General features: G+C 60.9%; 16 protein-coding genes. 10 read left to right on the top strand and 6 right to left on the bottom strand.

The genetic code is table 11. The annotated features are described in order from the left end of the window. Positions 1–10 precede the first annotated feature (10 nt). The 9 genes from secD to ACR0DO_RS06385 all read left to right on the top strand — a co-directional run bounded on the left by secD (position 11) and on the right by ACR0DO_RS06385 (position 6597). Positions 11–1672, top strand: a complete 1662-nt coding sequence (secD, locus tag ACR0DO_RS06425) for a protein translocase subunit SecD (RefSeq protein ID WP_170671957.1) — start codon at positions 11–13, stop codon at positions 1670–1672. Between the two features lies 1 nt (position 1673). After that, entirely contained in the window at positions 1674–2642 is a 969-nt protein-coding gene (secF, locus tag ACR0DO_RS06420; RefSeq protein WP_170443285.1) for a protein translocase subunit SecF, read from the top strand. Beyond that, positions 2623–3381 (top strand): TSUP family transporter, encoded by a 759-nt coding sequence (locus ACR0DO_RS06415; protein ID WP_480557225.1) that lies wholly within the window; start codon positions 2623–2625, stop codon positions 3379–3381. Before secF ends, ACR0DO_RS06415 begins: the two co-directional genes overlap by 20 nt. 9 nt (positions 3382–3390) lie before the next feature. Continuing rightward, a complete protein-coding gene (locus ACR0DO_RS06410; RefSeq protein ID WP_480557224.1) occupies positions 3391–3744 on the top strand; it encodes an Mth938-like domain-containing protein in 354 nt (117 codons plus the stop codon). Between the two features lie 66 nt (positions 3745–3810). Further along, positions 3811–4425, top strand: coding sequence for a heme ABC exporter ATP-binding protein CcmA (gene ccmA / locus ACR0DO_RS06405; RefSeq protein ID WP_480557223.1), 615 nt, complete (start codon positions 3811–3813; stop codon positions 4423–4425). Further along, positions 4422–5078, top strand: a complete 657-nt coding sequence (ccmB, locus tag ACR0DO_RS06400) for a heme exporter protein CcmB (RefSeq protein ID WP_480557222.1) — start codon at positions 4422–4424, stop codon at positions 5076–5078. Before ccmA ends, ccmB begins: the two co-directional genes overlap by 4 nt. Positions 5079–5139: 61 nt before the next feature. Further along, on the top strand, positions 5140–5913 hold the full coding sequence (locus tag ACR0DO_RS06395; RefSeq protein WP_170443295.1) for a heme ABC transporter permease: 774 nt from the start codon (positions 5140–5142) through the stop codon (positions 5911–5913). Then, entirely contained in the window at positions 5910–6068 is a 159-nt protein-coding gene (ccmD, locus tag ACR0DO_RS06390) for a heme exporter protein CcmD (protein WP_170443297.1), read from the top strand. The genes ACR0DO_RS06395 and ccmD overlap by 4 nt, the downstream gene beginning before the upstream one ends. Then, positions 6061–6597: a DsbE family thiol:disulfide interchange protein gene (locus tag ACR0DO_RS06385; protein WP_480557221.1), complete on the top strand. Its 537-nt coding sequence runs from the start codon at positions 6061–6063 to the stop codon at positions 6595–6597. Before ccmD ends, ACR0DO_RS06385 begins: the two co-directional genes overlap by 8 nt. Positions 6598–6713: 116 nt before the next feature. On the opposite strand, the gene acnA is transcribed toward ACR0DO_RS06385, so the two are convergent. Next, a complete protein-coding gene (gene acnA / locus ACR0DO_RS06380; RefSeq protein ID WP_480557220.1) occupies positions 6714–9404 on the bottom strand; it encodes an aconitate hydratase AcnA in 2691 nt (896 codons plus the stop codon). Positions 9405–9642: 238 nt separating this feature from the next. On the opposite strand from acnA, the gene ACR0DO_RS06375 reads away from it, so the two are divergent. Beyond that, entirely contained in the window at positions 9643–10344 is a 702-nt protein-coding gene (locus ACR0DO_RS06375; RefSeq protein WP_480557219.1) for a DUF1223 domain-containing protein, read from the top strand. Here the strand turns inward: ACR0DO_RS06375 and ACR0DO_RS06370 are convergent, their stop codons facing one another. The 5 genes from ACR0DO_RS06370 to purB all read right to left on the bottom strand — a co-directional run bounded on the left by ACR0DO_RS06370 (position 10345) and on the right by purB (position 14747). Continuing rightward, positions 10345–11268, bottom strand: coding sequence for a lysophospholipid acyltransferase family protein (locus ACR0DO_RS06370; RefSeq protein WP_480557218.1), 924 nt, complete (start codon positions 11266–11268; stop codon positions 10345–10347). A 91-nt stretch (positions 11269–11359) separates the two neighbouring features. Then, a complete protein-coding gene (locus ACR0DO_RS06365) occupies positions 11360–12448 on the bottom strand; it encodes a flagellar motor switch protein FliG (RefSeq protein WP_480557217.1) in 1089 nt (362 codons plus the stop codon). Between the two features lie 68 nt (positions 12449–12516). Then, complete coding sequence (locus ACR0DO_RS06360) at positions 12517–13062, bottom strand: tetratricopeptide repeat protein (protein ID WP_480557216.1); 546 nt, start codon at positions 13060–13062, stop codon at positions 12517–12519. 104 nt (positions 13063–13166) lie between these two features. Next, positions 13167–13319, bottom strand: coding sequence for a chitin-binding domain-containing protein (locus ACR0DO_RS06355; protein WP_421598259.1), 153 nt, complete (start codon positions 13317–13319; stop codon positions 13167–13169). 123 nt (positions 13320–13442) lie between these two features. Further along, positions 13443–14747 carry an adenylosuccinate lyase gene (gene purB / locus ACR0DO_RS06350; protein WP_170443310.1) on the bottom strand — a complete coding sequence of 435 codons (1305 nt, stop codon included), beginning with the start codon at positions 14745–14747 and terminating at the stop codon, positions 13443–13445. Positions 14748–14752: the final 5 nt, after the last annotated feature.

Here is a 14752-nt window from a genome sequence, read left to right as displayed (position 1 = left end):
AGGCAGGGTAATGCTGCAAATTGATACCTGGAAGCGGGTTCTGATCTGGCTGGTCTGTGTGACCGGCCTGCTCATGGCCCTGCCGAATGCGTTCTATACGCGCGTCGAGCAATCCAACGATGCCAAGGCCGCGATCGAGCTTGGCATCGACACCCCCGAAATGCAGGCGCAGGCGGCGCAGTGGCCAAACTGGCTGCCGTCGTCGCTGGTCAATCTTGGCCTCGACCTGCGCGGCGGGGCGCATCTGCTGGCCGAAGTGAAGGTCGAAGATGTCTACGAATCCCGGATGGAGGCGATGTGGCCGGAAATCCGCGACGCCCTGCGGGATGAGCGCGCGACGGTGGGCACGATCCGAAAACAGGAATCGGCCCCGGATGAGATTCGCGTTCGCATCAGCCAGCCCGAGGGCATGCCCCGCGCGCTGGAAGTCGTGCGTGGTCTGGCCCGTCAGGTACAGACGCTCACCGGCGTTGGTGCTACCGATATCGAAGCCCGTGCCGAGGGTGACACCATCGTCGTGCAACTGTCTGAGGCTGAGAAGCTGGCCTCGGACGACCGCACCGTACGTCAGGCGCTGGAAATCATCCGTCGCCGGATTGACGAGGTCGGTACCCGTGAACCCACAATTCAGCGTCAGGGCGCGGATCGTATTCTGATCCAGGTGCCGGGCATCGGCAGCGCCGGTGAGCTGAAGGATATCATCGGCACCACCGCGCAGCTGACTTTCAACCCGGTTGTGGGGCGCGGCACCGATCCGGATGCCGTTCCGGGCATCGGGCAAGAAGTGGTTCCATCGATTGACGAAAGTGGCGTGTACTACATCATCGAATCCGCACCGGTCGTAACTGGTGAGGAACTGGTGGATGCGCAGCCTTCCTTCGACCAAAACGGCCGCCCGGCGGTCAGCTTCCGGTTCAACACGTCCGGCGCACGTAAGTTTGGCGACTACACCCGCGACAACATCGGTGCACCCTTCGCCATCGTGCTGGATGACGAGGTGATCTCGGCCCCGGTGATCCAAAGCCACATCCCAGGTGGGTCAGGCATCATCACCGGTAACTTCACTGTCGAGGAAAGCACCAATCTGGCCGTGTTGCTGCGCGCCGGTGCGCTGCCTGCCGGGTTGGAGTTCCTGGAAGAACGCACCATCGGCCCCGAGTTGGGTCAGGACAGTATCGACGCGGGTAAAACCGCGACCATCGTGGCCTTTGTTGCGGTGCTCAGCTTCATGGCGCTCAGCTATGGTCTGTTCGGCGTGTTTGCCAATATCGCGCTGATCATCAACGTGGGGCTGATCTTTGGCCTGCTGTCGCTGATCGGGGCCACGCTGACCCTGCCGGGTATTGCGGGCATCGTTCTGACGGTGGGTATGGCGGTGGACGCCAACGTGCTGATCTTTGAACGTATCCGCGAGGAACTGAAATCCGCCAGAGGCCCGGCGCGTGCGATCGAGCTGGGTTATGAAAAGGCGCTGTCGGCCATTGTCGACGCTAACGTGACGACGTTCATCACCGCCGTGATCCTGTTTGCCATGGGCAGCGGCCCGGTGCGCGGTTTCGCGATTACGCTGGGTCTGGGTATTCTGACCTCGGCCTTCACTGCGATCTTCGTCACGCGCCTGTTTGTCGTGATGTGGTTCGAACGCCGCCGTCCGAAAACGATCGAGGTTTGACATGAGACTGAAACTCGTACCCCAGAACACCTCATTCGATTTCTTCAGCCGCTGGAAGGTTTGGCTGGGCATCTCGGCCCTGATGATGGTTGTGGCGTTTACGTCCTTCATGCTGCAGGGGCTGAACTTTGGCATCGACTTCCGCGGCGGGACCACGATCCGGACCCAATCCACGCAAGAGATCGACATCGGCGCCTATCGTGACGCCATCGCGCCGTTGGAGTTGGGCGATGTGACGATCACCGAGATTTTCGATCCAACCTTCGGCGCGGACGAAAACGTCGCCATGATCCGCATTCAGGCGCAGGCTGATGCCGAGGCGGTCTCGGCCGCCACGGTCAGCGCGGTAGAAGAGGCGCTAAAGGTTGCCGCGCCGGATATCGAATTTGTCTCGGTCGAATCCGTTGGACCCAAAGTGTCGGGCGAGTTGATCCAGACCGCTGTGATCGCGGTGATGCTCGCCATCGGGGCGGTGCTGGTCTACATCTGGCTGCGCTTCGAATGGCAGTTTGCGCTGGGGGCTGTTGCCGCGCTGGTGCATGACGTGATCCTGACGATCGGCATCTTCTCAGAGCTGCAAATCCGGTTCGATCTGGCCATCATCGCGGCGCTTCTGACCATCGTGGGATATTCACTGAACGATACCGTGGTCGTGTTCGACCGGGTGCGCGAGAACCTGCGGAAGTACAAGAAGAAGGACCTGAAAGAAGTTCTGAACATCTCGATCAACGAAACGCTCAGCCGGACGGTGATGACCTCGGTTACCACGCTGTTGGCGCTGATCTCGCTTTACGTGCTGGGCGGCGACGTGATCCGCGGCTTTGTCTTCGCGATGATCTGGGGTGTGATCGTGGGGACCTATTCGTCGGTCTTCGTGGCCTCGACCATCCTGCTGTGGCTGGGGGTCAAACGCGATTGGTCCAAACCGTCGAATACGGCGGGCAATCAGTTTGCCAACATCGACGCCTGAGATATTCGGCCAGTCCCCAACGGGGCTGGCCGTTATCATTTTTGCGGCCTTTCTTAGCGGCATTGTGCGCGGGTTTTCCGGGTTCGGAACTGCGCTGATCTTTCTTCCCATTGCTACGCCGTTCCTTGGCCCGTTCGGAGCCCTGATCGGCCTGACCATCATGGATATATTCGGGCCGCTGCCGAACCTGCGCCGGGCCTGGCGTGTCGTGGACCGGGGTGATCTGGTGCGACTGGCGGCCGGATGCGCGCTGTTGTTGCCGGTGGGGTTGTGGGTGCTGACGCGGGTTGAACCCGAAGTGTTCCGCTATGCGGTCAGCTTTCTGGCGCTCTTCATGCTGGCCGTGTTGATTCTCGGGCTGCGGTATCACGGGCGGGTAGGTCGCGCGATGGTCACTGGCATCGGTGGCGCTGCCGGGTTTCTGGGCGGCGTGGCGGGCTTGCCCGGTCCGGCGGTGATCCTTTTCTACATGTCGCGGCCCTTACCGGTTGAGGTGATCCGCGCGACGATCCTGCTGTTCCTGTTCGTGTTCGATTTCCTCATCCTTGGGTACCTGACCGGCATGGGACGGGTCACGTGGCCCGCTGTGGCCTTGGGGCTGATGCTGTCGGTGCCGAACCTTCTGGGCAATTGGCTGGGAGGCTGGCTGTTTCGACCCGAATACGAACGGCTTTACCGCGCCGCTGCCTATTTGGCGATTGCGGTTGCGGCCTTGTCGGGCCTGCCGCTTTGGGGCTAGAAGGTGCCCATGCGCCTGAATGAGATATCCTATAACAACGCAGTTCCGATCGATGGCTACGGCCCCGGCTTCTTTCGCATTGGCGGGCAGGTTTACCACGGGGCTGTTTTGACAGGTCCCGCCGGCACCGCAGACTGGGGCGGGTACGCCGATGACGCATCGCTGTTGGCGTTGTCCGAGGCGGTGGACGTTCTGTTCATTGGCACCGGAGAGGCGCTGACGCATATCCCATCCGACCTGCGTACGGCGCTTGAAGATGCGGGAGTTGGGGTGGAGATCATGAACTCCCCTGCGGCGTGCCGCACTTACAATGTGCTGTTGTCCGAAGGCCGCCGTGTTGCGTTGGCGCTATTGCCGGTCTGACCCAGTCGCAGAGCCTGCGGCAAATCTTGCCTTTTGCCTCTGTCAGCAATCGGATAAGCGGAACCCATGACACTGACTGTGACCGATCTGGCCATCGCCCGTGGCGGCGTTCCCGTCCTAGAAGGGCTGAGCTTTGCGCTGCCACCCGGCAAGGCGCTGATCCTGCGCGGGCCGAACGGGATCGGCAAGACGACGCTGCTGCGCACGCTGGCGGGGTTACAGCCGCCGCTGACCGGACAGATCGAAGGGGCCGAGGATCAGATCGCCTATGCCTCGCATTCCGATGGCCTGAAGCCGACGTTGACCGTCGTCGAAAACCTGACTTTCTGGGCCTCGGTCTTTGGCACGAATGGTATCCAGCCTGCGCTGGACGCCTTTGCACTGAACGAGTTGTCGGACCGTCATGCGGGCAACCTGTCTGCGGGGCAGAAACGGCGGCTGGGTCTGGCGCGGATGCTGGTGACCGGGCGGCCGATCTGGATGCTGGACGAACCCACCGTATCGCTGGACCGTAATGCAGTGCAGATGTTCGCCGACGCTGTGCGTGCGCATCTGGGGCAGGGCGGGTCTGCGCTTATCGCCACCCATATCGACCTCGGCCTGGATGGCGAGGTTCTGGATGTCGGCCCCAATAAGGCAAAACCCAAACCCATCGACGATTTCGACGGAGGTTTCCTGTGATCGCTCTTTTGCTGCGTGACCTGAAATTGGCCCTCCGCGCGGGCGGGGGCTTTGGCCTTGGTTTGGCATTCTTTCTGATCGTGACCGTTCTGGTGCCGTTTTCGGTGGGGCCGCAATCTTCGCTGCTGTCCACGATTGCTCCAGGCGTTTTGTGGCTGGGCGCGCTGCTGGCCTGCCTGCTGTCGCTGGACCGCCTGCTGGCGCTGGATTGGGAGGATGGCTCGCTGGACCTGCTGGCCACCGCGCCGCTGCCGCTGGAATCGGTGGTCTCGATCAAGGCGCTGGCGCACTGGCTGACGACGGGTCTGCCGCTGGTTCTGGCTGCGCCGTTTCTGGGCGTGCTGCTGAACCTGCCGGTGCCGGGGTTCTTCTGGCTGGTGGTTTCGCTGCTGATCGGCACCCCGGCCATGAGCGTCATCGGTACTTTCGGCGCAGCCCTGACCGTAGGCCTGAAACGCGGCGGCTTGCTGCTGTCGCTGCTGGTCCTGCCGCTGTATGTCCCGACCCTGATCTTTGGCGCCGAGGTCGCGCGCCGTGGTGCCACGGGGATGGAGACACAAACGCCCCTGCTGATGCTGGCGGGGATCACGGCGGCCACGATTGCCCTGCTGCCGTTTGCCAGCGCAGCGGTTCTGCGCATCAACCTTCGGTGACGCGTTCAAACTTTGACCAATGTCAATTGAGAACGCACCCGACTCGGACTAGATAAGGCCCATGTCTATCGCAGCCAAAGCCAACGCCCTCTGGGAATACGCCAACCCGCGCAAGTTCCTTGCCACCAGCGAACGGGTGATGCCGTTTTTCTGGGTGACCTCGCTTGCGTGCATCGTTGTCGGACTGGTCTGGGGGTTCTTCTTCACGCCGGACGATTACAAGCAGGGTTCGACCGTCAAGATCATCTATCTGCATGTGCCAGCGGCGCTGATGGCGATCAATTGCTGGCTGATGATGCTGGCGACCTCGCTGGTCTGGCTGGTCCGGCGGCACCATGTCAGCGCGCTGGCTGCCCGTGCGGCGGCACCCATTGGCATCGTCATGACGCTGATCGCCTTGGCGACCGGGGCGATTTGGGGGCAGCCGATGTGGGGTACCTGGTGGGCCTGGGATCCGCGCCTGACCTCGTTCCTGATCCTGTTTTTGTTCTACCTGGGCTACGTCGCCCTGTGGGAGGCAATCGAAGACCCCGATACGGCGGCTGATCTGACCTCGGTCCTGTGCCTTGTGGGCTCGGTCTTTGCGCTGCTCAGCCGCTATGCGGTGAACTTCTGGAACCAGGGCCTGCATCAGGGCGCATCGGTGATGCGTGCGGCGGCCGTAACCGGGGCGGATACCGAAGAGAAGGTCAGCAACATCTACTTCTATCCGCTGCTGCTGTGCATCATCGGGTTTGTGCTGCTATTCATCGCGCTGGTTCTGTATCGCACCGGAACGGAAATCCGGGCGCGGCGGATCAAGGCGCTGCAGGCACGGGAAAGGGTAAACGGATGATCCCTGATCTTGGAAAATATGCCGATACGGTGCTGTGGTCCTATGCGGCCTCGATTGCGCTGCTGGTGGTGCTGGTCGTGTTCAGCATCGCGCGCGGGCGCAAGGTCCGGGCCGAGATGGAAAAGGTCGAACAAAGGATGACGCGCAATGGCTAAGATCTCGCCCCTGATGCTGGCGCCGCCGCTGATCTTTGGCGCGTTTGCCGTCGCGGCCTTGGTGCAGTTGCAGGATGGTTCGGACGACACGCTGCCGTCGGCCCGTCAGGGCCAGCCCGCACCGCCGGTCGTTCTGACCGAGTTTCCGGGCAAGACGATGTTCGACGATGCGACCCTGCGCGATGGCGAGGTCAAGCTGGTCAACTACTGGGCCAGTTGGTGTGCACCCTGCCGCGCTGAACATCCGAATCTCGAGGCTCTGGCAGAGGAAGGCATCCCCGTCTACGGCATCAACTACAAGGATCCCTTGGGCAAAGCCGAGACGTTTCTGACCGATCTGGGCGACCCGTACACGGCCATCGGACGGGATGAACAGGGACGCATGGCGCTGGACTGGGGTCTGTATGGTGTGCCCGAAACCTATGTGATCGATGGCGAGGGCACGATCATCCTCCGGTTTGCCGGGCCGATCACCGAACGCGTGATCGAAAGCACCATCCGGCCTGCGCTGGAGAAAGCAGGCCAGTAGATTTAACCGTTGCCAGGCGGAGCGTGCCTGCGGCACGCGCTTGATTTCTGGTTGGCCCTAAGGATTGATGTGAGCAGTTCAAAAGCCCCGGCACGTTGGCCGGGGCTTTGTTGCTTTTAACCAGCTTTTGCCAGGTTTCTCAGCACGTATTGCAGCACGCCGCCGTTTTCGATGTATTCGATCTCGGGCGCGGTATCGATGCGACACTTGAGGAGGATGGTTCTCTCGGCACCGTCGGCATAGGTGATGGTACAGGGCACCTCTTGCAGCGGCTCAACCGAGTCCAGCCCGTGGATCGAGACGGTCTCATCACCGTTCAGCCCCAGTGTCTTGCGGTTGTCGTTGCCGGTGAATTCGAACGGGATCACGCCCATGCCAACCAGGTTCGAACGGTGGATGCGCTCAAAACTCTCGGCGATCACGGCTTTGACACCCAGCAACGCGGTACCCTTGGCCGCCCAGTCACGGGAGGAACCCGCACCGTACTGTTCGCCCCCGAACACCACCAGCGGCGTGCCTTGCGCCTGATAGGCCATCGACGCGTCGTATATCGAGGTCTGCTCGCCATCCGGCCCCTTGGTATAGCCGCCTTCGACGCCGTCCAGCATTTCGTTCTTGATGCGGATATTGGCGAAGGTGCCGCGCATCATGACCTCGTGATTGCCCCGGCGCGAGCCGTACGAGTTGAAGTCGCGCGGCTGCACCTGACGGTCCATCAGGTATTTGCCTGCAGGCGTGGTGGTCGCGAAGGACCCGGCGGGCGAGATGTGGTCGGTGGTGACCATGTCGCCAAGAATGGCCAGAACCTTGGCGCCTTCGATATTCGTGATCGTGCCCGGCTGCGGCCCCATGCCCTGAAAATAGGGCGGGTTCTGGATATAGGTCGAGTTCGGGGGCCAGTCATAGGTCTCGGCGTCGGTGGTCTCGACCGCTTGCCATTTCTCGTCGCCCTTGAATACGTCGGCATATTTCGACTGGAAGGCGTCGCGGGTAACGGTCTGTTGCACAAGATCGGCGATTTCGCTTTGGGTCGGCCAGATGTCCTTCATGAAGACGTCGTTGCCATCCTTGTCCTGCCCGATCGGTTCCGAGGTCAGGTCGATATCCATGGTGCCCGCCAGCGCGTAGACGACCACCAGCGGCGGTGAGGCCAGGTAGTTGGCGCGCACGTCGGGCGAAATCCGCCCCTCGAAGTTGCGGTTGCCGGACAGAACCGAGGTCGCGACCAGATCGCCCTCGGCAATGGCTTCGCTGATCTCCTTCTGGAGCGGGCCCGAGTTGCCAATGCAGGTGGTGCAGCCATAACCCACAAGGTTGAACCCGATGGCATCCAGATGCTGTTGCAGGCCCGCAGCCTCAAGGTATTCCGACACGACCTGCGAACCGGGCGCCAGCGAGGTCTTGACCCAGGGCTGGCGGTTCAGCCCCAGCTCATGCGCCTTTTTCGCCACCAGACCGGCACCGATCATTACGTAGGGGTTCGAAGTATTGGTGCAGGAGGTGATTGAGGCGATCACGACCTTGCCCGACTCCATCGCGTAGTTTTCGCCTTTGACCAAGATCTCCTTGCCCATCGGGCGTTTGAAAGTCTTCTCCATCTCGTTCAGGAAAGCCGCCTTGGCATCGGTCAGCGCCACGTAATCCTGTGGGCGTTTCGGGCCCGAGATCGCGGGAACGATGGTGCCCATGTCCAGCGTCAGGGTGTCGGTGTAGATCGGCGCGTAATTCTCGTCGCGCCAGAAACCGTTCTCTTTGGCATAGGCTTCGACCAGTGCCAGACGGTCCTCGTCGCGTCCGGTATTGCGCATATACCGCAGGGTCTCGCTGTCGATGGGGAAGAAGCCACAGGTCGCGCCGTATTCCGGCGCCATGTTGGCGATGGTCGCGCGGTCGGCCAGCGGCAGGCGGTCCAGACCTTCGCCGTAGAATTCGACAAACTTGCCGACCACGCCCTTTTCGCGCAGCATCTCAACAACTTTCAGCACAAGGTCCGTGCCGGTGGTGCCTTCGACCATCGCACCGGTCAGTTCAAATCCCACAACCTCGGGGATCAGCATCGAGATCGGCTGACCCAGCATCGCGGCCTCGGCCTCGATCCCGCCGACACCCCATCCCAGAACGGCCATGCCGTTGACCATGGTGGTGTGGCTGTCGGTGCCGACCAGCGTGTCGGGATAAGCGACCTCTTCGCCGGTCTGGTCGGTGTCGGTCCAGACGGTCTGGGCTAGGTATTCCAGGTTCACCTGATGGCAGATGCCGGTGCCGGGGGGGACAACGCGGAAGTTATTAAACGCCGACTGACCCCACTTCAGGAACTGGTAGCGTTCCATGTTGCGCTCATATTCACGGTCCACGTTCATCTGGAAGGCGCGCGGGTTGCCGAATTCATCGATCATGACCGAGTGGTCGATGACCAGATCCACCGGGTTTAGCGGGTTGATCTTTTGCGCGTCGCCACCCAGCCCCTTGATCCCGTCCCGCATTGCGGCCAGATCGACCACGGCAGGAACGCCGGTAAAGTCCTGCATCAATACGCGGGCGGGACGATAAGCAATCTCGCGCGGGTTCTTGCCGCCATTGGCCCCCCATTCACCAAAGGCCCTGATGTCATCGACCGAGACGGAAAAGCCGTCATCCTCGAACCGCAGCATGTTTTCCAACACCACTTTCAACGCGGCAGGGAGTTTCGAAAAATCGCCCAGACCGGCCTCTTGCGCGGCGGGAATCGAATAATAGGAAATGGACTTGCCATTCACGTTCAGGCTGCGGCGTGTCTTGGCGGTATCCTGTCCGACTTTAATGGGCATGTGTTGGCTCCCTCTTAAATGACTTGGGTAACGGGGTTTGCTAACAGCAATCTTTATCACGTTTCGTCGGGGTTCAAGGACCAAGACGCGCAAATACGGTCTAGTCTGGCCGCAGGGCACGTCGTCGGGCGCGCGTCGGTTTCAAGAAACCTTGATTGGAGGGTGAGGTCCAAAGGGTTTAAACCATTCAGGTATCTTATCGGTCACAGACAGAAAAGTTATCAGCCCGAGGTCACACATGCTCAGAACCGCCGTCATTGCCACTGCGCTTTCTCTCGCTCTTGCCGCGCCGGCAGCGGCTGAAAACGATCCCGTCGTGGTCGAGCTGTTTACCTCGCAGGGCTGTTCGTCCTGTCCGCCGGCTGACCGGCTGATGCATGATCTGGCCAAACGCGATGATGTGATCGGCCTGGCCCTGCATGTGGATTATTGGGATTACATCGGATGGGAAGACGAATACGCCAATCCGGACCATACCCAACGGCAGCGCGCCTATGCACGTCAGGGCGGGCGATCAATGATCTACACGCCACAGATGGTGGTTAACGGTCAGCAGGACGTGGTCGGCGCGCAATCGCGCGAATTGGAGCGCCTGATCAACGCGCATCTGACAGCCGCGCCCGAGGCCGAAGTTGCGGCCAAACGGTCGGGCAATGAGGTAACCGTCGAAGTCACCCCGGTCGAGTTGCCCGAAGGTCAGGCCTATGACGTGCGGGTGGTGCAGTATTCACCGATGCGCCACGCCTCGATCCGGCGGGGAGAGTTGGCCGGGCACGAGTTGGATTACGCGAATGTCGTGGACTCGTGGCAGGTGGCCGGGCAGTGGGACGGGGTCGCGCCGCAACGGTTTTCCGTCACGCTGACCTCAGACCTGCCAGCGGTTGTTCTGGTGCAGAGGGCCGGGCACGGCCCGATCGTTGCCGCCGCCAGGATCAGGTGATCAGGGCATGTCCTCGGGCTGTACACCTAGCCCGTTCCAGGCTTTCCAGCGCCGGTGAATCCAGAACCACTGGCCCATATGCTGCCGGACCACGGCCTCAAGATCATCATTGGTGAACTGGGTCATGATCTTGGGGTCGGTATGCGGAACCGGATCGTGCAGCACGATCTCAAAATCAATGCCGTTTGGCTGGCGGATGGCGTAGCAGGGGATCAACTCGGCCTTGTATTTCATTGCCAGTTCGGCGTTCAGAACTGACGTGACCGCCGGTTTGCCGAAGAAAGTCAGCTCTTCCCCGCCGTGGGCGTGAAGGTCCGAGACGATAGCGATGATGCCGCCCTTCTTGAGCGAGCGCACCATCTCAACCATGCCACGGCGCCCCTGTTCGAACATGGGTGCACCGGTTTTGTAGAACGCTTCCACGTAGGCGTCGTTGAAATACGGATTTGCCATTCGACGATACAGGCAGCCGATTGGCTGTTCACTGCGGGCCTGAAGGGCAATCCGAGCGGCCAGATAGTGGCCGAAATGCGCCGTGATCATCATCACCGGGCGCCCTTCGGCCACGGCCGTGTCAAAGGCGGCAATGCCGGGGCCGGAAATCTTGGCCGTGCTTTGACGTTCGGTGAACCCTTCGGGCGAGAAATGCTCCATGATCGCGCGGCCCGCGTTGTCGGGGACGGCCCGACAGATGCGCTTCACCTCGGCATCCGGCAGATCAGGGCAGGTCAGTTTCAGGTTCCGGCGCACCCGCTCGGTAAACCCGACCAGAGGGGCAAGACCCCGCACGATGGCCCCCATCGTTGCAATGCGCCGCTCATACGGCAGCAGTCGCATCGCGCTGATCACACCTTTCATCAACAGACCGGTGACATAGTATTTTCTAAGCGCCCCGCGGCTTAGTTCCGACTTTTCGACGGGCATATTCTGGTCTCACCGGCTGTTGCGATTTGCCGGCCAGACATACAAGGCACATTCCCCGACCACAAGCGTTCCAGTGGATTAGGCCAAGCGCCTAGCCTTCACTTTCTTCTTCAATCAGCGTTATCGTCCCTTCATCCACAAGGGTGCGGATGGCGCCCACAATCTGAGACATCGCCTCTTCGGCGTCGGATTGTTTGACCTTGCCGCGTTCCGACATCTCTTCGCGCAGGTTGTCTGCCATTCGCGTGGACATGTTGGACAACATGAATTCGGCTGCCGTTTTGTCGTCATCCGCCACGGCACCCGCCAGTGCTGTGACCAGATCGGCCTGATCCACACCGCGCAGAATCGCAGGCACGTCGCGGGGCAAAATTCGGGCCGGGATATGCGCAAAGATAAAGATCGAGCGGCGCACGACGCTGGCGAAATCCGAATCCTCTTCGTCCAGCGCGGTCAGCAGCCCGTCGCGGGTGGACGCTGCCGATTGGTTCAGGATTGCACCAACCCGTGCTCCGGGACCATCGGCAAAAGCCTGAGACGGGCGCTGATCCAGTTGTGCCGCCAGCGACCAGCCGATCCGCTCAACCGCTTCGGGGGTGACATTTGCGGTCTTGGAAATCGCATAGGTGATCCTCCGGGCAATAGGGCCGGGCAGGTGACCCAGTAGCTGCGCCGCCTTCGCGGTCTCTAACTTGGACAGCATCACGGCGGCAATCTCGGTGCTTTCCGCCTGAGCCATCGCTGCGAGATCCTCGGTGGGGATTTCGCGCAGGCGCTGCCACGGATCACCGATCTGGCGCACTCCGGCGACCTTGCGAAGCCGCGCCGCTGTGGCTGACCCAATCTTGCCATCCACTGCGTCCAAAGCCCCCGCCAGACCATGCGGGAAGGACAGGCCGACGCCGTCCAGAGCCTCGGCAAATTCCTGCGCCACTGCATCCAGCGTGATGCGGTCGACAAGACCCATCTGCCCCAATTGATGAGTCAATTTTTCCTGCAAATCATCGGGAAGCTCTTCCAGCGGGATATCGGCGCCTTCGTTCAGCAAAAGTCGGACGACAACAGCGGCCTTCTGCCGATTGCTGAGGGCGCGGGGAACGACGCGGGGCGCGTCGTTCTTTTGATCAGCCACCGGAGCCGCCCCCGGTGCCACCTGTACCAAACTGTTCGTGTCCTGCATCTGCCTGCGGTGCCAAAGTTCTGTTCCACAGGCAGATTACGGAGAGTCGGGTAAAGAAAGACTGAAGCTCAGTAGTTAAAGGTCAGCCCGGTGCGGATCGCTTCGCGCAGGGACGCCTCGGCCCAGGTGCCTTCACCGCCACGCGCCTTGATCTCGCGCCATTGTTCGATGGCCTGATCGGTTTTCCCTTCGGTCACGAAACCCTGACCCATATAGCTGCGGGCCAGGATGTTGTCGGGATTGGCTTCGATGGCGTCGGTGTAGAAGAGGTTCGCCAGCTCAAGCTCGCCCAGCTTGCGGTAGGTAAAGCCCCAATAAGTCAGTACGCGATCATCGTCCTGATCCATGATGCGCAGGATGTTTTGCGCATTCTCGAACTGTCCGTCATAGGCCAGCTCGCGGACGGCGTCGTACAGCTCATCTTGTGTAAAATTGGTCTTGTTCGGTTTGACACAGCGCCCCGCATCCTTGTCATAGACACGGCCGAACAGGCATTTCCTTGTCGTGTTGGTGGGCTTCGGTGGGGTGGTGGCACCACCACCGCCGGCCGCATATAGGGCCGGTGCGAAGGCAAAGGCCTGAAGGGCAATAGCTGAAACTAATACGAGGCGCATTTTCCTACTCCGTTCTCTGGGCTGCTCTGATCAAGCATAGCGTGATCTGATAAAAAGCTAACAATCGGCTGCTCGCTTTTATTCACAGGTAGGAAAGAAGTTTTTCAACTATTGGCGCTTTTCGCGCAGGTTTGGCTTTCAGCGTCCCAATATGTACCCGGTGCGCAGGACTGGGTTTGTTTGGAATGGCCGCTGCAGGCCACAGCCACGGATGCGGAACACGCAAGGGCCAATGCGCAGAGAAGAGTGCGGATCATGCTGTTTCTCCTGTTCGGAAATACGCGCTCACCATAGCCGATTTTGCCCGTTTTGGCAAAAGAACAGGACCCGGATCGCGTTGCGCAACCCGGGCCCTTTTGAACCGTTTGATCGGTCTGGATTTATTCGCCAAAGACGCGGGCGAAGATCGTGTCGACATGCTTGGTGTGATAGCCGAGGTCGAATTTTTCCTCGATCTCTTCGGGGCTCAGCGCGGCGGTGACGTCGGCATCTGCCAGCAGTTCCTCTTTGAAATCGGTGCGGTGTTCCCAAACCTTCAGCGCGTTGCGCTGAACCATGGCATAGGCATCTTCGCGGCTGACACCGGCTTGGGTCAGCGCCAGCAGAACACGCTGGCTCATCACCAGACCGGGGAACTTGTTCATGTTCTCAAGCATGTTTTCGGGGAAGATCAGCATCTTGTCGATCACGCCAGTCAGACGGGCCAGCGCAAAATCCAGCGTGATCGTGGCATCCGGCCCGATCATCCGTTCGACCGAGGAATGTGAGATGTCACGTTCATGCCACAGCGCCACGTTTTCCATCGCCGGGATCACCGCTGCGCGCACCATACGTGCCAGACCGGTCAGGTTCTCGGTCAGCACCGGGTTTTTCTTGTGCGGCATGGCCGAGGAGCCTTTTTGACCCATCGAGAAGAACTCCGCCCCTTCCAGCACCTCGGTTCGCTGCATGTGGCGGATTTCGATGGCGACGTTTTCGATGCTGCTGGCGATGACGCCCAGAGTGGCAAAGAACGCGGCGTGGCGGTCGCGGGGGATGACCTGCGTGCTGATCGGCTCGGGCACCAGACCCAGCTTGTCGCAGACATGTTCTTCGACCGCCGGATCGATATTGGCAAAGGTGCCGACCGCGCCGCTGATCGCGCCGGTGGCGATCTCGGCACGGGCATCGCGCATACGGGACAGGTTGCGGTCCATCTCGGCGTAGAAGCGGGCAAAGGTCAGGCCCATGGTGGTCGGCTCGGCGTGGATGCCGTGGCTGCGGCCGATGCGGACGGTGTCCTTGTGTTCAATCGCGCGGCGCTTGAGGGCAGCCAGCAGACCTTCGAGATCGGCGATCAGCAGGTCGGCGGCACGGGTGAGCTGCACGTTGAAACAGGTATCCAGCACGTCCGAGCTGGTCATGCCCTGATGGACGAAACGCGCTTCTTCGCTGCCGACATGTTCGGCCAGGTGAGTCAGGAAGGCGATGACGTCGTGTTTGGTGACGGCCTCGATCTCATCAATACGCGCCACGTCGAATTCCACGTCCTTGGCTTTCCATACGGCCTCGGCATTTTCGCGCGGGATCACGCCCAGATCGGCCATGGCGTCGCAGGCATGGGCCTCGATCTCATACCAGATGCGGAACTTGGACTCGGGTGACCAGATGGCGACCATGTCGGGGCGGGAATAACGTGGGATCATTGGCA

The sequence above is a fragment of the Ruegeria sp. AM9 genome (genome assembly GCF_056540565.1).
Note: the sequence above shows the minus strand (reverse complement) of the source record. Positions and strands in the feature narration are given on the sequence as shown.